We start from the raw sequence: 22,565 nt of genomic DNA, 5'->3' as shown, positions 1-22,565 counted from the left end.
CGTTTATCGTTGGACAGGAGTGCGGTCAGATCACCAGCAGATCCATGAAGGTGTGCACCGGGGTGGCGGCCAGTTGCTTGCCATCCTGGCAGAGGGCCAGGATCGCCTCGGACCGTTTGGCCGGGAAGCGGGTGGCCAGGTTGTGGCGGAACTTCTCTACCAGCAGCGGGATCCCCTCCTCGCGGCGGCGGCGATGACCGACCGGATACTCCACCTCCACCTTGGCGGTGTGAGTGCCGTCCTTGAAGAAGACCTGGATGGCGTTGGCAATGGATCGCTTGTCCGCTTCCAGATACTCGCGGCTGTAACGCTTGTCCTCCTGCACCACCATCTTGGCGCGCAGTCCATCGATGCGGGGATCGGCAGCCACGGCGTCCTCGTAATCCTCGGCGATGAGGCGTCCGAAGATGAGCGGCACCGCTACCATGTACTGCAGGCAGTGATCCCGGTCGGCCGGATTGTTGAGGGCGCCCACCTTGCTGATGATGCGAATGGCCGACTCATGGGTGGTGAGTTCGATGCGGTCGATCTCGTCCAGCCGCCCCTTCACCTGCTCATGCAGCTTCATGGCGCACTCCACCGCGGTCTGGGCATGGAACTCGGCAGGGTAAGAGATCTTGAACAGCACGTTCTCCATCACATAGCTGCCGTAGCTCTGATGCAGGGCGAACTGGTTGCCCTTGAACAGCACGTCGTAGAAGCCCCACTTGGGAGCCGTCAGAGCGCCGGGATAACCCATCTCGCCGCTCATGGTGATCAGCGCCAGGCGCACCGCCCGGGAGGTAGCATCCCCCGCCGCCCAGCTCTTGCGAGAACCGGCATTGGGTGCATGACGGTAGGTACGCAGGCTCTGGCCATCGACCCAGGCCTGGGAGACCGCATCGATCACCTGATCGCGGCTACCGCCCAGCATGTGGGTCACCACGGCGGTACTGGCAACCTTCACCAACACCACGTGATCGAGACCGACCCGGTTGAAGGAGTTCTCCAGTGCCAGTACCCCCTGGATCTCATGGGCCTTCACCATGGCCGTCAACACATCGCTCATGGTGAGCGGCGCCTTGCCTTCTGCCACCCGGGTACGGGAGAGCCAGTCGGCGGTAGCCAGGATCCCCCCCAGGTTGTCGGAGGGGTGACCCCACTCGGCGGCCAGCCAGGTGTCGTTGTAATCGAGCCAGCGGATGATGGCACCGATATCCCAGGCGGCCTTGACCGGATCGAGACAGAGCTGGGTACCGGGCACCCGGGCACCATGGGGTACCAGGGTACCTGGCACAATGGGGCCAAGGTGTTTGGTGCACTCGGGAAAACGCAGGGCCAAGAGGCCACAGCCCAGGGTATCCATCAGGCAGTAACGGGCGGTATCGAGGGCGGCCTGGCTGGTAATGGGGTGATTGCAGACGTAATCGGCAATATCGACCAGCACCTGATCGGGGTCTGGTCTGTGGTTGACGTCGACGTTGGCGGACATCGTGACTTCCTTATCGTTGTAGTGAATGAAACGGGGTGATGAAACGGCGCCCTGCCCGCCCGCCTGCGCACATCGATCCCGCTGTTGCCGGTGTCGGGTGACGCAATGGGGTGACAGGGCCGCCCATGGTTATCGCTGCTGCAGCGAGACGAAATGCCGGGGCGCCGGGCCGACGTAATCGGCGCTTGGGCGGATGATCCGGTTGTGCTCGCGCTGCTCCATCACGTGGGCGCACCAGCCGGTGACCCGCGAGCAGACGAAGATGGGAGTGAACAGCTTGGTCGGGATCCCCATGTAGTGGTAGGCGCTGGCGTGGAAGAAGTCGGCGTTGGGGAAGAGCTCTTTCTCCTCCCACATCACCTTCTCCGCCTCGCAGGAGACGCGATAGAGCCGGTCATCCCCCACCGCCTCGGCCAGCTTGGCCGACCACCCCCTGATGATGACGTTGCGCGGATCCGAGGTGCGATAGACGGCGTGGCCAAAGCCCATGATCTTCTCCTTGGCTGCCAGCTTGGCTTGCAGCTCGCGCCGTGCCTGGGCCTCATCCTGCCAGGGCTCGATCATCGCCATAGCCGCTTCGTTGGCACCGCCGTGCAGCGGGCCGCGCAGGGTGCCGATGGCCGCGGTAACGCAGGAGAACATGTCCGAGAGCGTCGAGGCGCAGACCCGCGCCGCAAAGGTGGAGGCATTGAACTCATGCTCGGCGTAGAGAATGAGGGAGACGTGCATCACCCGGCGCTCCAGCTCGCTCGGCGCCTTCTGGTGCAGCAGCGCCAGGAAGTGGCCGCCGATGCACTCCTCGTCGGTGTCGAGGGCGATGCGCACCCCGTCGTGGCTGAACTTGTACCAGTAAAGGAGAATGCCCGGGAAGGCAGCCAGCAGCCGATCCGCCACTTCATGCTCATGCTCGAAGCCGTCCTCCGGCTCCAGATCGCCGAGCATGGAGCAGCCGGTGCGCAGCACATCCATGGGGTGGGCGTCGGCAGGAATGCGCTCGAGCACTTCCAGCAAGGCGGCAGGCAGGGTGCGCAGGCTGCGCAGCGTCCGCTTGTAATCCTCGAGTTGTTGCTCGTCCGGCAGCTCTCCCTTGAGCAGCAGGTAGGCGACCTCTTCGAACTGGGCGCCGTCGGCCAGCTCCTGGATGTCATAGCCGCGATAGGTGAGCCCGGTGCCGCTCTTGCCAACGGTGCAGATGCTGGTCTCCCCTGCGCTCTGGCCACGCAGGCCGGCGCCACCCAACGGTTTTTGCTGTCCCATTCTTCCTCCTAATCCTTGGATGTAAACAGACGGTCCAGCGTCTGCTCGTAGTGGTGATAACCGAGGAAGTCATAGAGCGACTCCCGTGTCTGCATGGTGTCGACGACGGCCCGTTGATGACCATCCTGGCGAAGGTGTTGATAGACGTTGAGGGCTGCCTGGTTGGCTGCCCGGCTAGCGCTCAAGGGATAGAGCACCATGTCGACGCCGTGGGCGGCGAGCGCCTCCTTGTCGAACAGCTCGGTTTTGCCGAACTCGGTCATGTTGGCGAGAATGGGGACTCCGGCTGCCTGCTTGAACAGGTCATACTGACCGAGCTCGGTCACCGCCTCGGCGAAGATCATGTCGGCCCCGGCGGCCACGTAGGCGGCGGCGCGCTCCAGCGCCGGGCCAATCCCCTCCACCGCCAGCGCGTCGGTGCGCGCCATGATGACGAACTCCCCATTCTCGCGGGCATCCACCGCCGCCTTGATGCGATCACACATCTCCTCCTGCGAGACCACCGCCTTGTTGGGCCGGTGGCCACAGCGCTTCTGGGCCACCTGATCTTCCATGTGCACGGCCGCTACCCCGGCTCGCTCGAAGGCGCGCACGGTGCGGGCGATGTTGAAGGCCCCGCCCCAGCCGGTGTCGATGTCGACCAAAAGCGGCACACGGGTCGCCGCCGTGATGCGTTCGGCGTCGGTCAAGACGTCGTTCAGGCTGGTCATGCCAAGATCCGGCAGGCCATAGGAGGCGTTGGCCACGCCGGCGCCTGAGAGGTAAATGGCCTGAAAGCCGCTGCGCTCCGCCATCAGCGCCATGTAGGCATTGATGGTACCGACGATCTGCAGGGGGCGTTCATTGGCGAGGGCAGTGCGAAAGCGCAGACCTGCCGAGGGGGTAAGGCTGGACATCATGACTCCTTTCACTTGTCTGGTTTGACTATCTAATATCACGTTTACGTTAACGTCAATCATACTTTCGTGGCAGACCCCTGCCAGGCAAGACAGGACGCGGCTTTTAGGGTAAATTTCACCAATTCCTTCAACAGGTTGAATCGTAATGTCGGATCCCAATCCCGTGATCGTCTGCCCGGCTTGCGACTTGCTGATCGAACGCAAGTTATTGCCGCTTGGGCGCCACGCCCACTGCCCCCGCTGTCATCAGCATCTGTACGGGCGCTACGCATTTCGCCCCTCCCAGCTGATGGCGCTGACCATCACCGGTTTCCTGTTGCTCCCGTCCGCCTTCTTCGAGCCGCTGATCTACCTGCGCCTGGCTGGCGTCAATTCGGACGCCAACCTGCTCAAAGGGATCCTGGTGCTGCTGCTCGAACACGAGATCTGGGTGGCGGGGCTGGTGTTCTGGTGCGCCGTGCTGGCGCCGGTGGGCTTGCTGCTCGGGATCTTTGCGCTGGCCTCGGGCCTCGCCAAACGCTGGCACATACTGGCGCCGACCCTGCAGGCGGTGGAGGTGTTTCGCCACTGGGCCATGCTGGAGGTCTACATCGTCAGCCTGCTGGTCGCCCTGTTCAAGCTGGTCGACATCGCCGACGTGCGCCTCGGCGGCGGCCTGCTTAGCCTGGGGATCCTGATGCTGCTCAACCTGACCCTGCTGATCCTGTTTGACCCCGCCCCCTATTGGGAGCGGGTACCGCTGGAGGAGCCGGACCATGTCCCAGACCAGCGCCCGTGAACTGGGGCTCTGCCGCTGCCACACCTGCGGCCTGCTGGTACGCTATCAGGCGGGCAGCGTCTGCCCCCGCTGCCACAGCCGGCTGCAAGTGCGCATTCCCCACTCCCTGGCCTGGTCCTGGGGTTTGCTGGCGCTGGCCAGCTTCATGCTGCTGCCCGCCAACCTTCTGCCCATCACTCATTTCTACAACAAGGGATTGTTGCAGTCCGACACCATCTTCAGCGGTATCATGATGCTCTATCGCAGCAAGATGTCGGGGATTGCCACCATAGTCCTCACCGCCAGCATCATAGTGCCGGTGGGCAAGATTTTGGGGCTGGGCTGGATCTGCTGGCAGTTGCAGCGCAGCAAGCCGGTGCGGCGCAAACGCCAGCTCATCATGTATCGCATCATCGACTTCATCGGGCGCTGGTCCATGCTGGACTTGTTCGTCATCTCGCTGATGGTGGCCCTGGTGGATCGCGGGGTGCTGCTCAACGTGCGGGCCGGCCCCGGCGCCACCGCCTTTGCCGGTGTGGTGGTGCTGACCATGATGTCGGCCCGCATGCTGGACACGCGCCTGCTGTGGGACAAGGCGGCCCGCTAGGGCGCGGCAGTGTTAACCTGTTTTCTTCTATCTGAATGCTGTTTATCTCAGCCAATTAAGGAGTCGGTATGATCGGGGCTGAACCCGTCATTGAGAAGCGTCGCTGGTTGTCACCCGTCTGGTTGCTGCCCTTTATCGCCCTGTTGCTGGCGGGGGGCTTCATCTACCAGCAGTTTGTCAGCAGTGGCCAGCTTATTCGCATCAACTTCGCCCAGGGCAACGGCATCTTGCCGGGCAAGACCCAGGTGCGTTACCAGGGGGTCGCCATCGGGGTGGTACAGGAGCTGGCGCTGGCCGAGGATGGCCGCAAGATAGCCGTGCTGGCCAAGATAGACAGTCGGGCCCGCCCGCTCATCCGCAAAGGCTCGGACTTCTGGCTGGTGAGCCCCAAGGCGTCGCTCACCGAGATCTCCGGCCTCGATACCCTGGTCTCCGGCAACTACATCAACCTGCAGCCCGGGCGTGACAACAACCCGCTGCAGGAGGAGTTCGACGCGCTGGACGGCCCTCCCCCCGGTTATCAGGCCCAGGGGCGGATGCTGCACCTGACCGCCGATTCGCTCGGCTCGGTCGGCATCGGCGCCAAGCTCTATTTTCGCGGCATCGAGGTGGGCAGCGTCATCAACACCCGCCTTGGCGAAGAGAACCAGAACGTGATCCTGGATCTGGTGATCGAGCCGCGTTTTGAACACCTCATCAAGGCCGACACCCGCTTCTGGAACATCAGCGGCATCAAGGGCTCCTTCAGCCTGGCCGGGGTCAATGTGGAGGCCGGCAGCCTCACCTCCATCCTGAGCGGCGGCATCGCCTTCGACTCTCCCAAGGACTCCCCGGAGCCGGAGAAAGGCCAGGTCTTCACCCTCTACAAAGGGTTGGCCGAGGCGGCCCGCGGCGAGCGAATTGACATCCAGGCGGGGGATCTGCCCATCAAGGAGGGGATGCCCATCCTGTTTGAAGGCATCGAGATCGGCCGCATCGACTCCATTCGCCTGACCGACAAGGGCCGGGTTGTGACCGCACTGATCAACCCGGAGCAGGCATTTCGGATCACCGGCAACAGCCGCTTGGTGTGGGAGAGCGTCTCCCTCGGCGCCGGCGGCATCAAGCATGCGGATCGCCTGCTGGCGGGCCCGGCCATTCGCCTCGACTATGTGGCGGGCGAGCGGGTCAAGGCCATGACCCTGAGCAGCAAGGAGCAACCGGGCGGCATCAAGCTGGTGCTGCAGGCCGACGATCTGGCCGGCCTCAACGAAGGGGCGCCGCTCTGGTACAAGGGCTTGCAGGTGGGCCAGATCAGCCAGCTCACCCTGGATGGCGGTGGCAACGCCAGCGTGGCTCTGGTCGTGCAGAGCCAGTATCAGCATCTGCTCAACCGGGCCCGTTTCTATCGGGCGGCGCCGCTGCAGATCGATGCCGACTTGAGCGGTATCAAGGTGGAAACCAGCCCGGCCAGCGCCTGGATTGGCGGCGGCATCAAGCTGGTGCAGGCTCCCTCTGGCGAGCGGGTCAACCGGCTCTATCCCAGCCAGGAGCTGGCCCTGCTCGGTACCCGGGATGCCAAGCCTCGTCGCTGGATGTTGAAGGCTGAACAAGCCGATGGCATCGGTATCGGCTCCCCGGTGCTCTATCTGGGGCTCGAGGCCGGTAAGGTCAACGCGCTGCGCGCCGCCAGGGAGGGGGTGGAGATCGAACTCGAGATCGCCGGTGTCTATGCCCCCCTGCTGGAGCAGCAGCCGCAATTCTGGAAAAAGCCGGCGCTGGATACCCGGGTGCGGGTGGATGGCGTGCAGGTCAAGGTGGGGAACCTCGCCACCCTGCTGCGCGGCGCCATCGAGTTCGATCGGCTCGGCACAGGCCGCAGCAGTCATCAGCTGTTTGACAGCAAGGAGCAGGCCAAGGCCAAGGTACGGACCCTCTCCCTGGTGGCTGACAGCAACCCGGGGCTCGGGGTCGGCAGCCCGATCCGCTACCGCGGGGTCGACATCGGCAAGATTGAACAGATTGAGCTGGAGCCGGCCCTGGGGCAGGTGATCTTCAAGGCCGAGCTGGATGGCCAGTATGCCGCGCGCTTCCTGCAGTCCGGTGCCCGCTTCACCCTGGTGCAGGCCAAGCTGGGGCTGGGCGGCGTGGCTCATCTCGATACCCTGATCAAGGGCGCCTTTGTGGAGGCGCAGCCCGGTCAGGGCGCAGGCAAGGAGCGCTTCCCCCTCAGCCAGAGCGGCCCGGCCGGCCTGGCGCTCACCCTCAAGAGCGCATCGGTCAACGGTTTGAGCGTCGGCAGCCCACTGCTGTTTCGCAAGATGGTGGTGGGCAGCGTGACCAAGGTGGCGCTGGCCCGCGATGGCAGCGAGGTGCTGATCGACGTCAACGTGGAGCAGGAGTACGCCCATCTGGTGCGGGCCAACACCCGCTTCTGGAACGTCTCCGGGGTCAAGGCGGATATCGGCCTGACCGGTGGCACCATCGAGGTGGAGACGGTGCAGAGCCTGCTCGCCGGCGGCATCGCCTTCAACACTCCAGAGAAAGAGATGGGGCCGACCGTCAAGGCCGGCCACAGCTACCCGCTGCATGCCAAGGCAGAGAAAGAGTGGCAGGAGTGGAGCCCCCGCATCCAGCCCTGATCGCTCCCCTCACCCACGCTCACTCAAGCCCGGCACTGTGTCGGGCTTGTTTTTAGCCGCTGCGCTTTCAGAATATTCCTGCCCTTGTGATAAGATGTCGCCCCTCTTTTTCGGTCAATGAGACGGCTCCGTGCACGACAACACCTATCTTCCCGATCACTTCTTGCGCCATATTGCGGCCATCATGCCGGCGCACCTCTCCATGGATGAGTTCGTGGCCAGTTGTCGACGACCGCTGCGGCGCAGCATCCGGGTCAACACCCTGAAGATATCGGTGGCGGCATTTGTAGCGCGGATGCAGCCGCTCGGTTGGCAGCTCGATCCCGTGCCCTGGTGCGACACCGGCTTCTGGCTCAGTCGCGAAGACGAGAGCGTGCCCCTTGGCAACACCGCCGAGCATTTAAGCGGCCTCTTCTACATTCAGGAGGCGAGCTCCATGCTGCCGGTTACCGCCCTGTTTGCCTGTGAGCAGACTCGGCGTGACGGCATGTTGCTGGACGCGGCGGCGGCCCCCGGCTCCAAAACCACCCAGATTGCGGCCCTGATGGAGAACCAGGGGATGCTGGTTGCCAACGAGTACTCCAGCAGCCGGCTCAAGGTGCTCAGTGCCAATCTGCAACGCTGCGGTGTGACCAACGTGGGGATGACCCATTTCGATGCCAAGGTCTTCGGCCAGTGGTTGCCGGAAACCTTCGATGCCATCCTGCTGGACGCCCCCTGCTCTGGCGAGGGCACGGTGCGCAAGGATGAAGACGCCCTGCGCAACTGGAGCATCGAGAGCATTGACGAGATCGCCGCCGTGCAGCAAGGGTTGCTGGAGAGCGCCTTCCATGCTCTCAAACCGGGCGGCGTACTGGTCTACTCCACCTGTACCCTGAGCCTGCAGGAGAACCAGGCCGTCTGTCAGTCACTGCAAGACAAGTTCGGCGATGCCTTCAGCTTTGACTCGCTGGCCGATCTCTTCCCCGCTGCGGAGAAAGCCTGTACGCCAGAGGGATATCTGCACGTTTGGCCCCAGATCTTCGACAGTGAGGGCTTTTTCGTCGCCAGATTGCGCAAGCACCACTCAGTGCCCAACACCATGTTCAAACCGGGCAAACTCGGAAAATTCCCCTTTTCGCCTCTGCCGGCCAAGGAGTCCGAACCCATGTTGCGCGAGATTGAAGCTGCCTTCGGGGTGGTGCCGCAGGGAAATCTGTTTGGCCGCAGCGAGGAGATCTGGCTCTTCCCCCAGCTGTTCGAACAGGTACAGGGCAAGCTGCGTTTCGATCGCATCGGGCTGAAACTGGCGGAGACCTTCAAGAAAGGGTATCGGCTGACCCATGAGTGGGCACTGGCCTATGGCGATGGTGCGAACAAGGGATTCGTCGAGCTCGATATAGCGAATGCGCGGGAGTTCATGATGGGGCGGGATGTGTGGCCGGAGCAAGCCGCCGGTAGCGGTGAGGTGATCGTCCGCTATCAGGGGCATACCCTGGGCATGGGGAAATGGGTGGGCAGCCGGGTCAAGAATGCCCTGCCCCGCGAGCTGGTGCGCGACAACAATCTGTTCGTGTAGCAAGTGGCGTCCCGAAGCAGGAAAACCCACACTCCGGTTGAACCTTTGCGCGGATCTTGAAAAGCCTTGAGCCTTGTCTAAGCTTAAAGGCAATCCGAACACCAGTTAGCGCACGGCTCTGCAAGGAGCCAATTCCCCTATGCCAGGTACAAGGAATTCGTACCTGGCTTTTTTTATGTCCCTGTTTCTCGATCTTTGCCTCAGTTGCTGGCACGTTTACTCGAGCAGCTCCGCCGGTGCTTGCGCATCAATCTGTGCCCTGTCCTGTTTCTGTTGCTGCTCATGTTGCAGCTCTTGTTGATAGAGCAGATCGATAGCCTGTTCGATGAGGGATGCCTGGCTGTCTTCGAGCAACTGTCCCAACATGGCCAGCCGCTCGGCATGGCGATTGCTGATCCAGCATTGCAACCGGCTGTGAGTTTCCTGTTTGCGTTTCACGTGCTGGCGCTGCCGCTCGGCGTTATCTTGCGCCCCGCTCACTTCTATTTCCTGGCTCATATCACCTTGCAACTTTAATTTTTACAGCCCGTTATCTCTCACCAAGTCTTCAATATTCGCTGACCAACGTGAGGAGCCTGACTCTCCCCTTCTTGATGGGGTGAGGTCCAGTGCGCTGCAAATATATCATTGGATCAACAAGATATCATTTAACATAAAAAAGTGAGTGGCGCGGTTATATTACAGCAGGCCATCCAGGGCGTGATCCGAGAACTTGTGAGCATCGTCGAAATACTCCTGCAAGGTACGGATGTCCTTGTGGCGGGTGACCTCGATGATCTTGTTCATCGGTTTGCCGGCGGTCACCGCCGACGTGATGAAGCCGCGGCGCAGACTGTGGCCGCTGACCTGGAGATCATCGATGGCCTGACCGGTACGGCGTTTGATCATCAGGTTGATGCCTTGCGGGCCGAGCGGCTCTTGCATGAGCTGACCCCAGCGATTCATCCGGCGAAACAGGGCGCCCTCGCTAATCCTGCTCTGCTTTAGCCAGCGTGCCAGTGCCGACACCGGACAATATTGTTTGCCGGGCACCAGGGCGATCTCCGTTTCATGCAGCTGATGTTTGCTGGGCTTGAGCCGAAGGCGGATCCCCTGGCCCACAAAATCGAGATCATCCACCTCAATTCTTGCGGCCTCCGAGCGTCGCAAGGCGCCGCTGAACATCAGCAACAACAGGGTGTAATCCCGCAGTCCCGCCAGATTGCCGGTGTCGATTTCGTCAAGCACACAGGCCAGCGGTTGCAGGGTCAGCGCCCCCGTTTTACGTTTGCGGTTGTCACCGAGCCGCACTATGCCCCGCATCATCTCCTTTATCTCCGCATGCTCGGTCGGCATGGGGTGGATCCCCTTCTGCTTGAACGCATAACGGATGCCGGCGAGCCGTCTTACCAGGGTGGCTGGCTTGCGGGGATCGCCGTTGCGAAGCTCCCCCTTCCCCTCTTCTTTGTCCAGCCAGACCCAGTCGGCCAGGATACCGCCGGCCTGATCCGCCAGAAAGTTCATGATGTCATGATGGGTAGTCTGCAGCGGATCGAGCCCATGCAGCTGGCACCAGAACACGAAGATGCGGGTATCGGCCTGGTAGGCATTGAGGGTGGAGTCGGCTTTGGCGCTGCGCAGGAAACGTCTGGCCCGGCTGTTCAGCTGAGGATCGAAGACGCTCTGCAAGGGCTGCTGAACTGGGTTTGAAATGCGTGGGTAGTTCACTTAACTCTATGATTTAATGCGGAGTTTCGTTGGATCTTACAGGATCTTGCAGATCTATCAAGTATCGATAATGAATATTATCGATACTTATGAGGAATGCTTTTAGCCTATTTCAGCCTCCTCATTTATTCCTCAGCTCCCTCTGATCCCTGCTCCGTTTTATCAGGGTTGGGGATTTGATCTCATCAGCATCCACCATACCAAGTGAGAGATAACGATCTGCCATGATCGTTTTGGGATGGGTCATGATAGTGCCGATTGTCATAGTAAAACGCCCCGCTATGCGGGGTGTTGTTTGTTTTATTGTTTTATCGCTTTGCCAACTTGAACAATTCAAAGAAGTTGTGACTGGTCGCTTGGGCCAATTCGGCCAGCGGCATTTGCCGCAGATCCGCGATGAACTGGGCCACGTCGCGCACGAAGGCCGGCTCGTTCTCCCTGCCCCGGTGCGGAACCGGTGCCAGATAGGGAGAGTCGGTTTCAACCAGCAGTCGCTCCAGCGGCAGCGCCTTGACCACCGCTTGCAGTGCAGCCGCATTCTTGAAAGTAGCGATGCCGGAGATGGAGATATAAAAGCCCATCGCCATGGCCGCCTCTGCCATTTCGAGTGACTCGGTGAAGCAGTGCAGCACCCCGCCGACCTGATCTGCCCCCTCCTCGCGCATGATCTGCAGGGTATCCTGCTGGGCATCGCGGGTATGGATGATGAGGGGTTTGTTCAGGGCACGGGCCACCCGGATATGCTCGCGGAAGGAAGCCTGCTGTACTTCCTTGTTCTCAGGCGAATAGAAGTAGTCGAGCCCGGTTTCACCGATGGCCACCACTCGCTCATCCGCCGCCTGGGCCAACAACAAATCGGCATCGACGCCAGGCTCCTGGTTGAGAGGATGCACGCCGCAGGAGGCAAACACCTGAGGGTAAGGAGCGATCGCCTCCAGCATGGTCGGGAACTGTGCCTGGGTCACGCTCACACAGAGAAAATATCCCACGTCCTGCCTGGCCGCCTTGGCCAGCACATCGGCCATGTCGGTCTGCTTGCTGCCATAACTCAGACGATCGAGGTGGCAATGGGAATCAACGAGTAACATACAAAACCTTTTGGGATCTATAACCAGCGAGTGAGCCAGTTCATCAAATGGATGGTGGGGTTGGAGAGCTGCCCGGGCTGGCAGGCCGCCTTGAGCCCAACGAGCTGCTGCTCCGCCTCCAGCAGCTTTTCACTGGAGTGACGCTCCGCCAGTTGTTGACTGAGCGCGGCCAGATCCGGCATGGCCAGCTGGTGAGGGCCACAGCCGGCCTGCGTCTTGAGCGCATCGCACAAGAACAGCTGCACCCAGTGCAGTCTGACCTGGGTATCGCTCGCCAGCAGGCTGCACACATGGTTGGTCCGGGTGGGGGTTTGCGAGAGGGCGAGAAAACTCTCAAGCAGATCACGGCGATCCGTGTCCTGCTGCTGCATCAAGTAATCCAGCACTCGCAGCGGTGCCCCCTGGCAGATCCGCACCTGAGCCTGGGTGGCCTGATGACCCTGCTCGGCGAGCCAGGCCAGGGTCTCCCCTTCCGCCGGCAACTGGCAAACGTGCTTGTGGCAACGGCTGAGAATGGTGGGCAGCAGGCGGGAAACCTGGGAGGCGATCAGCAGCAGCAAGCTGTCGCCAGCCGGCTCCTCCAGGGTTTTGAGCAGGGCGTTGGCGGCCGATTCGGTCATACGCTCCGCATCCGGGATGATCACCACCTTGCCGCGGCCAAGCTGGGCCGAGTTTTGCAGGCGCGCACAGATCTCGCGGATGGCCTCGACCCCTATGGTCTTGCCCTCAGTGGTGAGGGTGCCCAGATCCGGGTGATGACCCTTCTCAAACAGTTGGCAGGAGTGGCAATGACCGCAAGGCTCGCCCCGATCAGGCTGATGGCACAGGTGCAGGCGGGCCAGCTGCTGTGCAAGTTGCTCCTTGCCAAGACCGGGATCACCCAGCAGCAGCCAGGCGTGACCGAGCCGGCCGGCGGCGGCAGTCTGACTCAAGGCATGCCAGTCCGGGATCAACCAGGGATACATGAGGGCTCGTCTTTCAGGTAGTGGGCCAAGGCAGCCTCGATGGCCGCCTTTACCTGCTCCGGCGCTTGGCCGGCATCGATCACCTTGATTGACTCATCGGCGGCAGCCAATTCCAGATAGCGCTGGCGGGTACGCTCGAAGAAGCTGAGCTGCTCAAGCTCGATCCGGTCCAGCTCACCGCGATGACGAGCCCGTTGCAGGCCGATGGCGGGATCGATGTCGAGATAGAGGGTCAGATCCGGCTTGAAATCGCCGAGCACGGCCCGCTTGATGGCGCCGATGAGGTTGGCATCGATGCCACGGCCACCGCCCTGGTAGGCCTGGGAGGAGAGATCGTGGCGATCGCCCACCACCCAGACGCCGTCAGCCAGCGCCGGCTTGATGCGTGTCTCCACCAGTTGTACCCGGGAGGCGTACATCAGCAGCAATTCGGCTTCGATGGTGAGCCGCTCGTCGTGCACCTCCTTGACGATGGCCCGCATCCGCTCCGCCAACGGCGTGCCGCCCGGTTCACGGGTACACTCGATCCGCGCCACCCCGTGGGCATGCAGATAGTCGGTCACGTAACGCACCGCGGAGCTCTTTCCTGCGCCTTCCAGTCCTTCAATCACGATAAATTTAGACATTAGGGTTTCTTCAAAATGTATTCACGCACCGCCCGATTGTGTTCATCGAGGGTCTTGGAAAAATAGTGGGCCCCGCCCCCCTTGGCGACGAAATAGAGATAGTCGGTCGACAGGGGATTGAGCGCCGCCTCGATGGAGGCCTTGCCCGGCATGGCGATGGGAGTGGGCGGCAAGCCGTCGATCACATAGGTGTTGTAGGGGTTCACGTCGGTCAGGTCGCTGCGGCGGATATTGCCGTCATACCTGTCCTTCACCCCGTAGATGACGGTGGGATCAGTCTGCAATTTCATGCCAAGGCGCAGACGATTGACAAACACCGAGGCGATCCGCGCCCGCTCTTCCGGCATCCCCGTCTCTTTTTCGATGATCGAGGCCATGATCAGCGCCTCGTAGGGAGTCTTGTAGGGCAGATTGGCCTGACGCTTCTCCCAGCTCTGCTGCAGGAAGGTCTCCATGTCCTGATGGGCACGGCGCAAAATGGAGAGATCGCTGGCATGAGTGGTATAGGCGTAGGTCTCCGGCAGGAACCACCCCTCCAGCTTGCCGTTTTCGATGCCAAGCTCCTGAGCCAGATCGGTCTCGGGCAACTCGACGGTCAGCCGCTCCAGATAAGGGGCGCTGGCCAGCTGCTTCAACCAATCCTCGAAACGGGAACCTTCGACGAAGGTCAGGCTGAAGTGAAACTCCTTGCCGGAAGCAAACAGGGAGAGGGTATCCTTGAGCGGTGCCCCTTCCTTGATCTCATAGGTGCCAGACTTGATGGCAACCAGCTCGGGATGACCGCGCAACCAGAGTCGCACCGCCCAGGGGCTGGTTTCCCCCTCCCCCAGTTCGGCGATCAGACGCGCCGCATGGGCTCCCTTCTCGACGGTAAAGAGACGGGTCGGTCCCTTGTTGGTGAGCGTCTCCACCTGTTGCCACTTGTAATGTACATAGCCCCCGGCAGCGGCGACAGTCAGCGCCGCGCCCGCGAGCAGGGTGTAAAGCCGATTAAACTTCAATGACCAAACGCTCCTGTAAACGGCGGATCAATTCCTGACTGGCATATTGGGTCTCCCCGATGCCGGTGACCGGCACTATGCCCATCAGGGTATTGGTCAGCCATACCTCTTCGGCCTGCCACAGTGACTCCAGCGGAGCCTCCACGACACGCAGTTCAATGCTCATCTGTTTTAGCATTGCCATCACATGGCGCCGCATGATGCCGTCTATGCCGCAGTGGGAGAGATCCGGCGTAAACACCGTTCTGCCACGGCGCCAAAACAGATTGGCACTGACCCCTTCTACCAGAAATCCCCGACTGTTCAAGACTATACCTTCGACCCCGGAACGGGCCGCAAGTTCGCTTTTCAGCAGCACCTGCTCCAGCCGGTTGAGGGTCTTGAGGCCTGCCAGCATGGGGGCATCCCCCAACCGCTGCCGGCATACCAAGAGTGGAATGCCATCTTGCTGCCATGTCGGGTAGTGAGCCGGGTAAGCGGCCAGCGACAGGATCCGGGTCGGTGCATGGCAGGCTGTGCCATCATAGCCCCGGCCACCGCTGCCGCGGGTCAGCATCACCTTGATCACCGCCAGCGCTTGATCGCGGGCCAATTGGGCCACTTCATCGCCAAGTTGTTGCCAGTCCAGCTCGGCAAGGCCGAGTCTGGCGCTCGCTTGCTGCAACCTTGTCAGGTGTGCCGGCCACCAGACGGGTCGGCCATCCTTGACCAACAGGGTGGTGAAATGACCATCCCCATAGGCCAGACCACGATCCATGGCGGACACGCTGTCTGTCGGTATTCCATTGATCAGCAAAAGGATCCCTCCGATAAAAAAGGCCCGATACTGACGTATCGGGCCCATACTATCCGCCCAGGGCGAATTATACGCGTTTGAAGATCAGTGAGCCATTGGTGCCGCCAAAACCGAAGGAATTGGAGAGGGCATATTCGAAGTTGCCGGCCTTGGCAACATGAGGCACCAGATCCAGGTCGCACTCATCATCCGGGTTGTCCAGGTTGATGGTGGGCGGCGCCATCTGATCGCGCAGCGCCAGTACCGTGATGATCGCCTCGATGGCGCCGGCGGCACCCAACAGGTGACCGGTCATCGATTTGGTGGAACTGACCATCAGGGATTTGGCATGTTCGCCAAATACGGCCTTCATGCCGCGCAGCTCGGCGACGTCACCCAGCGGGGTGGAGGTGCCGTGGGCATTGATGTATCCCACCTGCTCGGGGGAGATGCCGGCATCCTTGATGGCATTTTGCATGGCGCGGGCGCCACCGTTGCCATCGGCGGGAGGCGCCGTCATGTGGTAGGCATCGCCACTCATGCCAAAACCGACCAGCTCGGCATAAATCTTGGCGCCGCGGGCCTTGGCGTGTTCGTACTCTTCCAGTACCAGCACCCCGGCACCATCACCCAGTACGAAACCGTCGCGATCTTTATCCCACGGACGGCTGGCCTTGGTGGGCTCGTCGTTGCGGTTGGAGAGCGCCTTGGCGGCGGCAAAACCGCCCATCCCCATCGGGGTGGAGGCTTTCTCGGCACCACCGGCCACCATCACGTCCGCATCGCCGTAGGCGATCATGCGACCGGCCATGCCGATGGCATGGGTGCCTGTGGTACAGGCGGTGGTGACGGCGATGTTGGGGCCCTGCAGGCCTCTCATTATGGAGAGATGACCGGACACCATATTGATGATGGTGGACGGTACGAAGAAGGGGCTCAGCTTGCGGGGACCGCCGTTGACCAGGCTGCTGTGGTTCTGCTCAATCAGACCCAGACCGCCGATGCCGGAACCGATCGCCACACCGACACGCTCGGCATTCTCCTCGTTGATGACGAGACCGGCATCATCCAGCGCCTGCACGCCTGCGGCGATGCCGTACTGGATGAAGAGATCCATCTTGCGAGCTTCTTTGCGGTTGATACCGTACTGCTCGGGATCGAAATCCTTGACCTGGCCTGCGAAGCGGGTCGCAAACTCGCTGGCGTCAAAGTGTTCGATGGGAGAAATGCCGCTCTGCCCGTTGAGCAGGGCTTGCCAGCTGGATTCGGCAGTGTTGCCTACCGGGGAAAGCATCCCCAAGCCGGTCACCACGACTCTGCGTTTTGACACTGAGGTAGTCTCCGAGAGGTGTTTTGAAAAGGAGTAAACATAAAAGAAGCGGCCCTTGGGCCGCTTCTTTCAGAACAGGAACTTATTCCTGATTAGCGGTGATGTAGTCGATAGCCGCTTGAACAGTGGTGATCTTCTCGGCTTCTTCATCAGGAATTTCGGTATCGAATTCTTCTTCCAGCGCCATTACCAGTTCAACGGTATCCAAAGAGTCAGCGCCCAGGTCGTCGACGAAGGAGGCAGCGTTCTTAACGTCTTCTTCTTTAACACCCAGTTGTTCGATGATGATTTTCTTTACGCGTTCTTCGATGTTGCTCATGACCTGAATTTTCCTTTAAAAATACGCTATTGCGTCTGGTTGGGGTAGTTTATTCAATTGACGTGAGTTTGCAAGTAGCTTGCCGCTGGTCAAACCACGAAATTCGCCAAACTTCGGCGTACTATCGCAAATTTGAACAGATCTCACGACAAATTGATTACACCATGTACATCCCGCCATTAACATGCAGGGTTTCGCCAGTGATGTAGGCGGCATCATCCGATGCCAAGAATACCACAGCAGCGGCAATTTCTTTTGGATCGCCCAGACGAGCGGCAGGTACCTGGCTCATGATGCCGGCACGCTGCTCTTCATTGAGCGCCTTGGTCATATCGGTCTCGATGAAACCGGGGGCAACCGCGTTCACGGTAATGCCGCGGGAGGCCACTTCACGAGCCAGCGACTTGGTGAACCCCACCAGGCCCGCCTTGGCGGCCGCGTAGTTGACCTGACCGGCGTTGCCCATGGTGCCGACCACGGAACCGATGCTGATGATGCGGCCATTGCGCTTCTTCATCATGGCGCGCAGCACCGGCTTGCTCAGACGGTACAGGGAGGTGAGGTTGGTGTCGATGATCTCGTTCCACTCATCATCCTTCATCCGCATCAGCAGGTTGTCACGGGTGATCCCGGCGTTGTTGATCAGGATGTCGATGTCGCCAAAACGCGCCTTGATGGCGGCGAAGACGGCTTCGATGGATTCCTGGCTGGTCACGTTCAGCGCCATGCCGCAACCCTGTTCACCCAGATAGGCGCTGATTGCCTCGGCGCCGCTCTCGCTGGTCGCCGTGCCGACTACCTTGGCGCCACGGGCCGCAAAAGTTTCAGCAATCGCACGGCCGATGCCACGACTGGCACCGGTCACCAACACAACCTTATCGGTAAAGCTCATTCATTGCTCCTGTTTACTTGATCTGGGCCAGCGCCTGCTCGAAAGAGGCGGCATCGTTGGCATGAATACCTTCCACGCGCTTGTCGATGCGCTTGGCGAGCCCGGTCAGTACCTTGCCCGGTCCCATTTCGATCTCGAGGGTGACCCCCTCGTTGGCCATCCGCTCGACAGTCTCGGTCCAACGAACCGGGCTGAACAACTGACGCACCAATGCCTGCTTGATGGCGGCCGGATCCTGCTCACAGGATACGTCGACATTATTGATGACGGCGATGGCAGGAACCTTGATCTCGATCCCGTCCAGCGCAGCTGCCAGTTTTTCGGCAGCAGGTTTCATCAGCGCGCAGTGGGAGGGCACGGAAACCGGCAGCGGCAGCGCACGCTTGGCACCGGACTCTTTCATCAGCACGTTGGCGCGCTCGACGGCCTCTTTGTGACCGGCGATGACCACCTGGCCCGGGGAGTTGAAGTTCACCGGGGAGACGACCTGGCCCTGTGCCGCTTTCTCGCAGTTGGCGGCGATGGCGTCGTTGTCCAGGCCGATGATGGCGGCCATGGCACCGGTGCCTTCCGGCACGGCTTCCTGCATGGCCAGACCACGCAGCTCAACCAGTTTGACCGCATCGGTAAAGGCCAGCGCGCCGCTGCAGACCAGGGCGGAATACTCACCCAGACTGTGGCCTGCCATCACGGCGGGGGTTGCCCCACCCTGCTGTTGCCACAGGCGCCACAGCGCGACAGAAGCGGTCAGCAGTGCAGGCTGGGTACGCCAGGTCTTGTTCAGCTCTTCGGCCGGACCTTCCATTACCAGGGCAAACAGGTCATAACCCAGCACCTGGCTCGCCTCGGCGAAGGTCTCCTTGATCACGGCATGTTGTTCGGCCAGCTCGGCCAGCATGCCGACGGTTTGGGAGCCCTGTCCCGGGAAGGCAATGGCAAATTGGGTCATCATTGATTCCTTTAAATAAGAGAAAAATGAGAACGGCAGGATGAGACGCTCGTCCCACCCCGCTGACGATCAGAGGCGAACCAGCGCCGAGCCCCAGGCAAAACCGCCGCCGAAGGCTTCCAGCAAGACCAGCTGGCCCGGTTTGATCCGGCCGTCGCGCACCCCTTCATCAAAGGCGATGGGCACGGAGGCGGCAGAGGTGTTGCCGTGTTTGTCGAGGGTCAACACCACCTTGTCCAGCCCCATGCCAAGCTTCTTGGCGGTGGCACTGATGATGCGGAAGTTGGCCTGATGGGGCACCAGCCAGTCCAGCTCGCTCGGCTCGATGCCGGCGGCGGCCAGGGTTTCGGTGACGATCTCGCTCAGACGGGTGACCGCGACTTTGAAGACATCGTTGCCCTTCATGTACATGTAGGCTTCGAGCTCGGCCCCCGGCATGCCGCGACGGGGCTGCGGCAGCTTGAGCAGCTCGCCGTAACGACCATCGGCATGCAGATGGGTGGAGAGGATGCCGGGGGTGTCGCTCGTACCGATCACCACGGCCCCTGCCCCGTCCCCGAACAGGATGATGGTGCCACGATCCTCGGGATCGCACATGCGCGACAGCACATCGGCGCCGACGACCAGCACGTGGCGGGCGGCACCGGATTTGACGAACTGATCGGCAATGGAGAGCGCATACGTAAAGCCGGCGCAGGCGGCCGCCACGTCGAAGGCCGGGATCCCTTGCACCCCGAGCAGCCCCTGCAGTTCACAGGCGGCGGCCGGAAAGGCGTTTTCGGCGCTGGTGGTGGCCAGCACTATCATGTCGAGATCGGCGGCCGTCAGGCCCGCGGCCTCCAGTGCGCGCAGGGCTGCCTGGTGAGACAGGGTTGCAACGGTTTCATCGGCACCGGCAATGCGGCGTTCACGGATCCCGGTACGCTCCACAATCCACTCGTCACTGGTCTCTACCATCTGTTCGAGGTCGGCGTTGGTGCGTACTGAGTGCGGCAGATAGCTGCCAGTACCCAAAATTTTGCTATGCATAGAGTTCTTATAGATCCCTGTCGGAAAAGACAGATTCAAGGCGATCTGCGATTTGCAATGGAAGTTGATGCTTGGCCTCTTGCGCGGCCAGCAGGATCGCGTTACACAGGGCACGCCGTTCGGCCCGCCCATGGCTTTTTACCACAATGCCGCGCAATCCTAACAGACTTGCACCGTTATACTGGTCGGGGTTCAGGTAAGAAAAACGTCGTTTGAACATAAATCCGGCGATACGGCCAAGAAAACTGCGTTTCTTGCGGGGATATCCGGCCAGTTGGGCCATCATCCGCACCACCCCCTCCGCCGTCTTGAGGGCGACGTTGCCGACAAAACCGTCGCAGACGATCACGTCGCAATCGCCGCTAAAAATTCGATCCCCTTCAACAAAGCCGACAAAGTTGAGCGCCTGGCACTGGCGCAGCAGTTCGGCACTGTGGCGCACCAGATCGTTCCCCTTGATCTCCTCCTCCCCCACGTTGAGCAGGGCCACCCTGGGAGTGGCAACCCCCTCCACCTTTTCAGCCACCACTGAGCCCATCACGGCAAACTGCAGCAGGGTGTCGGCATCGCAGCTGACGTTGGCACCGAGATCCAGCATCACGGTGCGTTGGCCGGACAGGGTGGGCAGCGCCTTGATGAGGGCGGGTCGGTCGACGCCGGGCAGGGATTTGAGCACGCATTTGGCCATGGCCATCAGTGCACCTGTGTTGCCGGCGCTGACACAGGCATCGGCTTCGCCGCCCTTGACCAGATTGAGTACGACTCGCATGGAGGAGTCTTTCAGGGTGCGCAGTGCCACGATCGGTTTGTCGCCCATCCCAACGACCTGGGAGGCATGTACAAAACGGACACGAGGGTGATTGAGCAAACCATGTTGCTGCAGGAGGGGGGTGGTCTGGTGCTGGTCACCGACCAGGATCAATTTCAGCTGGGGTAAAAGAGACAGTGCCTGCACGGCGGCAGGCACTGTTTCCGAGGGGCCAATATCTCCCCCCATGATGTCTAGCGCGACAGTTTGCGTAGACAAAGGCAATCCTTAAGCGATTACCTTTTTACCGCGGTAGAAACCATCGGCAGTCACGTGGTGACGACGATGAATTTCGCCACTGGTCTGATCAACAGTCAGGGCAGCGGTGGTCAGCGCATCGTGGGAACGACGCATGCCACGCTTGGCACGGGTTTTACGGTTCTGTTGTACGGCCATTGTAGGCTAACTCCTAAATTCACTTACGTTTAAGCTCTTCAAGAACTGCAAAGGGATTCGGCCGCTCATCAGCAGGTTCGATTTCACCCCAGGTCATCTCCATGTTACCGCGCGGGCAAGCATCCATGGGATGCATGGCCACCTGCGGCAACGAGAGGATGAGTTCATCCTCCAGGATTTGATGAAGATCCATCTCGCCGTTTTCGTCCAACTCAATGGGCTCATAAGCTTCCGGCAGTTCTTCCTCGTTTGTTCTTTCGAACAGCGGAGTGTAGATAAATTCAGCTTCACAGAGATGTTCGAATGTCTCTCCACAACGCTGGCAAACCAGGTCAACCTTGGCATGGGCAGTGCCTTTCATAACGGTCAACTTCTGGACATCTTTGCCAAAGTGCAGCGATACATCGATATCACTCCGCAAGCCTGCGGTTGATTCCTCCAGCCTGGGCATCTGCGACTTTTCCACTATCCCGACATAATCGAGCAGCTTCGAGGCACTACGGACTGGATCAACCTTTACGGGCAACTTCACCTTTTGCATAGGGCGCGAATATTATAGGTCCAACAACTGATAGTCAAAGGAAAAAGTCCTTACCGCCGATGATTTTAACCTCACAACCCCCGCACATGGCGGAACTTGCGCTCACCGGTGCCTGATTATGCCACAAACCTGCGGATCCGACACCGGATCCTGGCCGGATTTGCTGGTGCGTCAGGCCCCAGGCAGTTGTCAGGAAGTCCCGCCGTGACTTGCTTGTCCAATTCGCCCTGCCTTCCCCACCCTGCTGCAGTCAAGGGGTGGCGTTACAAGCACCATGCTTTCCACTAGGTCGCTGATGAAGACAGGCACAGATCCCCACCGGGGCGGCCTCCATCAGGCGGCGAATGGCTCGAAAACTCTGCAGCGCAGCGTCAGTAGCCATGGGATTGACGAGCCAGGCTGGCAGCGTGTCACCCGGGTTGGTATAGGTTTCGAGGCGCACCAGCGTCGTGCCGTTCAGCTGAGGCAGCGCTTCCCAGCGTCCTTCACTGGTGTGGATCCGCACCCGGCCGGGATAAGGCGGCAAAGCATCGGGGGCCGCCCAGACGCTCAGCACCAGGCCGCAATCTGGCAGCCGTTGCAGGCGGGAGTGGGTGATCAGCTCCCTGTCCTGTACGGGCCAGGGGGCCGCGAGGCGGGTATAGACAATATCCTCATCGGGGGCGGGCTTGGCCAACACCCTCACCTCCAGGCTTTGGGGCAGCCACTCCTGATGTCGACCGGTATCACGCAGCACCGCGAGCAACGCCGCAGGGGGCGCTGCCACATACATCTCCAGTCGCAAGGCCAGAAAGGCGCCGGGTGGATGAGGGCGGGTCCAGAGCAGTATGCCCTCCTCCCCTGCCTGCAGGTGCCAGCCTTGTCCCCAGACGGGCAGACAGAGCAGCCACAACAACCATGCCCCCAGCTTGTTCATCTCATCGCTCCGTTACCCCGCTCTTATGCTTATAGCCGTTTTCGGACGGGACA

Annotated in this window: 23 protein-coding genes; 4 read left to right on the top strand and 19 right to left on the bottom strand. The window is 60.9% G+C overall.

The features are described 5' to 3' along the window. Positions 1 to 25 precede the first annotated feature (25 nt). The 3 genes from I6L33_RS15620 to prpB all read right to left on the bottom strand — a co-directional run bounded on the left by I6L33_RS15620 (position 26) and on the right by prpB (position 3,624). Positions 26 to 1,471 (bottom strand): bifunctional 2-methylcitrate dehydratase/aconitate hydratase, encoded by a 1,446-nt coding sequence (locus tag I6L33_RS15620; RefSeq protein ID WP_216972877.1) that lies wholly within the window; start codon positions 1,469 to 1,471, stop codon positions 26 to 28. A gap of 129 nt (positions 1,472 to 1,600) precedes the next feature. Beyond that, entirely contained in the window at positions 1,601 to 2,728 is a 1,128-nt protein-coding gene (gene prpC / locus I6L33_RS15615; protein WP_216972876.1) for a 2-methylcitrate synthase, read from the bottom strand. A gap of 8 nt (positions 2,729 to 2,736) precedes the next feature. Then, positions 2,737 to 3,624, bottom strand: a complete 888-nt coding sequence (prpB, locus tag I6L33_RS15610; RefSeq protein WP_042051807.1) for a methylisocitrate lyase — start codon at positions 3,622 to 3,624, stop codon at positions 2,737 to 2,739. Between the two features lie 148 nt (positions 3,625 to 3,772). On the opposite strand from prpB, the gene I6L33_RS15605 reads away from it, so the two are divergent. The 4 genes from I6L33_RS15605 (at position 3,773) to rsmF (ending at position 9,170) form a co-directional block, all read left to right on the top strand. Next, positions 3,773 to 4,405 carry a paraquat-inducible protein A gene (locus I6L33_RS15605; protein WP_010633989.1) on the top strand — a complete coding sequence of 211 codons (633 nt, stop codon included), beginning with the start codon at positions 3,773 to 3,775 and terminating at the stop codon, positions 4,403 to 4,405. Further along, positions 4,383 to 4,991, top strand: a complete 609-nt coding sequence (locus I6L33_RS15600; RefSeq protein WP_010633988.1) for a paraquat-inducible protein A — start codon at positions 4,383 to 4,385, stop codon at positions 4,989 to 4,991. The genes I6L33_RS15605 and I6L33_RS15600 overlap by 23 nt, the downstream gene beginning before the upstream one ends. Before the next feature lie 68 nt (positions 4,992 to 5,059). Further along, positions 5,060 to 7,612 carry an MlaD family protein gene (locus tag I6L33_RS15595; protein ID WP_216972875.1) on the top strand — a complete coding sequence of 851 codons (2,553 nt, stop codon included), beginning with the start codon at positions 5,060 to 5,062 and terminating at the stop codon, positions 7,610 to 7,612. A 130-nt stretch (positions 7,613 to 7,742) separates the two neighbouring features. After that, positions 7,743 to 9,170 carry a 16S rRNA (cytosine(1407)-C(5))-methyltransferase RsmF gene (gene rsmF, locus I6L33_RS15590; RefSeq protein ID WP_216972874.1) on the top strand — a complete coding sequence of 476 codons (1,428 nt, stop codon included), beginning with the start codon at positions 7,743 to 7,745 and terminating at the stop codon, positions 9,168 to 9,170. 216 nt (positions 9,171 to 9,386) lie between these two features. Here the strand turns inward: rsmF and I6L33_RS15585 are convergent, their stop codons facing one another. The 16 genes from I6L33_RS15585 to I6L33_RS15510 all read right to left on the bottom strand — a co-directional run bounded on the left by I6L33_RS15585 (position 9,387) and on the right by I6L33_RS15510 (position 22,512). After that, positions 9,387 to 9,668, bottom strand: a complete 282-nt coding sequence (locus I6L33_RS15585) for a RepB family protein (protein ID WP_099359436.1) — start codon at positions 9,666 to 9,668, stop codon at positions 9,387 to 9,389. Positions 9,669 to 9,848: 180 nt separating this feature from the next. Further along, the gene (locus I6L33_RS15580) at positions 9,849 to 10,877 is read right to left on the bottom strand and encodes a site-specific integrase (protein WP_254204939.1); all 1,029 of its coding nucleotides are present in this window, start codon (positions 10,875 to 10,877) and stop codon (positions 9,849 to 9,851) included. Between the two features lie 308 nt (positions 10,878 to 11,185). Then, positions 11,186 to 11,965, bottom strand: coding sequence for a TatD family hydrolase (locus tag I6L33_RS15575; RefSeq protein ID WP_216972872.1), 780 nt, complete (start codon positions 11,963 to 11,965; stop codon positions 11,186 to 11,188). 17 nt (positions 11,966 to 11,982) lie between these two features. Then, positions 11,983 to 12,930, bottom strand: coding sequence for a DNA polymerase III subunit delta' (gene holB, locus I6L33_RS15570; protein ID WP_215269037.1), 948 nt, complete (start codon positions 12,928 to 12,930; stop codon positions 11,983 to 11,985). Further along, the gene (tmk, locus tag I6L33_RS15565) at positions 12,915 to 13,556 is read right to left on the bottom strand and encodes a dTMP kinase (protein ID WP_216972871.1); all 642 of its coding nucleotides are present in this window, start codon (positions 13,554 to 13,556) and stop codon (positions 12,915 to 12,917) included. The genes holB and tmk overlap by 16 nt, the downstream gene beginning before the upstream one ends. Next, positions 13,556 to 14,557: an endolytic transglycosylase MltG gene (mltG, locus tag I6L33_RS15560; protein WP_005300892.1), complete on the bottom strand. Its 1,002-nt coding sequence runs from the start codon at positions 14,555 to 14,557 to the stop codon at positions 13,556 to 13,558. The genes tmk and mltG overlap by 1 nt, the downstream gene beginning before the upstream one ends. Beyond that, complete coding sequence (gene pabC / locus I6L33_RS15555) at positions 14,547 to 15,401, bottom strand: aminodeoxychorismate lyase (RefSeq protein ID WP_017785362.1); 855 nt, start codon at positions 15,399 to 15,401, stop codon at positions 14,547 to 14,549. Before pabC ends, mltG begins: the two co-directional genes overlap by 11 nt. A gap of 19 nt (positions 15,402 to 15,420) precedes the next feature. After that, complete coding sequence (gene fabF / locus I6L33_RS15550; RefSeq protein ID WP_005300897.1) at positions 15,421 to 16,662, bottom strand: beta-ketoacyl-ACP synthase II; 1,242 nt, start codon at positions 16,660 to 16,662, stop codon at positions 15,421 to 15,423. 82 nt (positions 16,663 to 16,744) lie between these two features. Next, positions 16,745 to 16,981 (bottom strand): acyl carrier protein, encoded by a 237-nt coding sequence (gene acpP, locus I6L33_RS15545; RefSeq protein ID WP_005300909.1) that lies wholly within the window; start codon positions 16,979 to 16,981, stop codon positions 16,745 to 16,747. 157 nt (positions 16,982 to 17,138) lie between these two features. Beyond that, a complete protein-coding gene (fabG, locus tag I6L33_RS15540; protein ID WP_005300916.1) occupies positions 17,139 to 17,873 on the bottom strand; it encodes a 3-oxoacyl-ACP reductase FabG in 735 nt (244 codons plus the stop codon). A gap of 13 nt (positions 17,874 to 17,886) precedes the next feature. Further along, the gene (gene fabD / locus I6L33_RS15535) at positions 17,887 to 18,822 is read right to left on the bottom strand and encodes an ACP S-malonyltransferase (protein WP_216972870.1); all 936 of its coding nucleotides are present in this window, start codon (positions 18,820 to 18,822) and stop codon (positions 17,887 to 17,889) included. Positions 18,823 to 18,891: 69 nt separating this feature from the next. After that, a complete protein-coding gene (locus I6L33_RS15530) occupies positions 18,892 to 19,851 on the bottom strand; it encodes a beta-ketoacyl-ACP synthase III (RefSeq protein ID WP_216972869.1) in 960 nt (319 codons plus the stop codon). A 7-nt stretch (positions 19,852 to 19,858) separates the two neighbouring features. Continuing rightward, positions 19,859 to 20,878, bottom strand: a complete 1,020-nt coding sequence (gene plsX / locus I6L33_RS15525; RefSeq protein WP_017764487.1) for a phosphate acyltransferase PlsX — start codon at positions 20,876 to 20,878, stop codon at positions 19,859 to 19,861. A 9-nt stretch (positions 20,879 to 20,887) separates the two neighbouring features. After that, the gene (rpmF, locus tag I6L33_RS15520) at positions 20,888 to 21,055 is read right to left on the bottom strand and encodes a 50S ribosomal protein L32 (protein ID WP_005300935.1); all 168 of its coding nucleotides are present in this window, start codon (positions 21,053 to 21,055) and stop codon (positions 20,888 to 20,890) included. Between the two features lie 19 nt (positions 21,056 to 21,074). Continuing rightward, positions 21,075 to 21,596: a 23S rRNA accumulation protein YceD gene (gene yceD, locus I6L33_RS15515; protein ID WP_010633974.1), complete on the bottom strand. Its 522-nt coding sequence runs from the start codon at positions 21,594 to 21,596 to the stop codon at positions 21,075 to 21,077. Between the two features lie 250 nt (positions 21,597 to 21,846). Continuing rightward, the gene (locus I6L33_RS15510) at positions 21,847 to 22,512 is read right to left on the bottom strand and encodes an START domain-containing protein (RefSeq protein WP_043170170.1); all 666 of its coding nucleotides are present in this window, start codon (positions 22,510 to 22,512) and stop codon (positions 21,847 to 21,849) included. Positions 22,513 to 22,565: the final 53 nt, after the last annotated feature.

This window comes from Aeromonas sp. FDAARGOS 1403 (assembly GCF_019047325.1).
Classification (GTDB): domain Bacteria; phylum Pseudomonadota; class Gammaproteobacteria; order Enterobacterales; family Aeromonadaceae; genus Aeromonas; species Aeromonas dhakensis.
This window is presented reverse-complemented; position numbering and strand designations above follow the sequence as displayed.

Excerpts from the sequence above, each read along its gene's own strand:
- I6L33_RS15620 (WP_216972877.1), bottom strand. The coding sequence starts at position 1,471 with ATGTCCGCCAACGTCGACGTCAACCACAGACCAGACCCCGATCAGGTG.
- prpC (WP_216972876.1), bottom strand. The coding sequence starts at position 2,728 with ATGGGACAGCAAAAACCGTTGGGTGGCGCCGGCCTGCGTGGCCAGAGC.
- prpB (WP_042051807.1), bottom strand. The coding sequence starts at position 3,624 with ATGTCCAGCCTTACCCCCTCGGCAGGTCTGCGCTTTCGCACTGCCCTC.
- I6L33_RS15605 (WP_010633989.1), top strand. The coding sequence starts at position 3,773 with ATGTCGGATCCCAATCCCGTGATCGTCTGCCCGGCTTGCGACTTGCTG.
- I6L33_RS15600 (WP_010633988.1), top strand. The coding sequence starts at position 4,383 with ATGTCCCAGACCAGCGCCCGTGAACTGGGGCTCTGCCGCTGCCACACC.
- I6L33_RS15595 (WP_216972875.1), top strand. The coding sequence starts at position 5,060 with ATGATCGGGGCTGAACCCGTCATTGAGAAGCGTCGCTGGTTGTCACCC.
- I6L33_RS15585 (WP_099359436.1), bottom strand. The coding sequence starts at position 9,668 with ATGAGCCAGGAAATAGAAGTGAGCGGGGCGCAAGATAACGCCGAGCGG.
- I6L33_RS15575 (WP_216972872.1), bottom strand. The coding sequence starts at position 11,965 with ATGTTACTCGTTGATTCCCATTGCCACCTCGATCGTCTGAGTTATGGC.
- holB (WP_215269037.1), bottom strand. The coding sequence starts at position 12,930 with ATGTATCCCTGGTTGATCCCGGACTGGCATGCCTTGAGTCAGACTGCC.
- tmk (WP_216972871.1), bottom strand. The coding sequence starts at position 13,556 with ATGTCTAAATTTATCGTGATTGAAGGACTGGAAGGCGCAGGAAAGAGC.
- pabC (WP_017785362.1), bottom strand. The coding sequence starts at position 15,401 with ATGGGCCCGATACGTCAGTATCGGGCCTTTTTTATCGGAGGGATCCTT.
- acpP (WP_005300909.1), bottom strand. The coding sequence starts at position 16,981 with ATGAGCAACATCGAAGAACGCGTAAAGAAAATCATCATCGAACAACTG.
- fabG (WP_005300916.1), bottom strand. The coding sequence starts at position 17,873 with ATGAGCTTTACCGATAAGGTTGTGTTGGTGACCGGTGCCAGTCGTGGC.
- fabD (WP_216972870.1), bottom strand. The coding sequence starts at position 18,822 with ATGACCCAATTTGCCATTGCCTTCCCGGGACAGGGCTCCCAAACCGTC.
- I6L33_RS15530 (WP_216972869.1), bottom strand. The coding sequence starts at position 19,851 with ATGCATAGCAAAATTTTGGGTACTGGCAGCTATCTGCCGCACTCAGTA.
- rpmF (WP_005300935.1), bottom strand. The coding sequence starts at position 21,055 with ATGGCCGTACAACAGAACCGTAAAACCCGTGCCAAGCGTGGCATGCGT.
- yceD (WP_010633974.1), bottom strand. The coding sequence starts at position 21,596 with ATGCAAAAGGTGAAGTTGCCCGTAAAGGTTGATCCAGTCCGTAGTGCC.
- I6L33_RS15510 (WP_043170170.1), bottom strand. The coding sequence starts at position 22,512 with ATGAACAAGCTGGGGGCATGGTTGTTGTGGCTGCTCTGTCTGCCCGTC.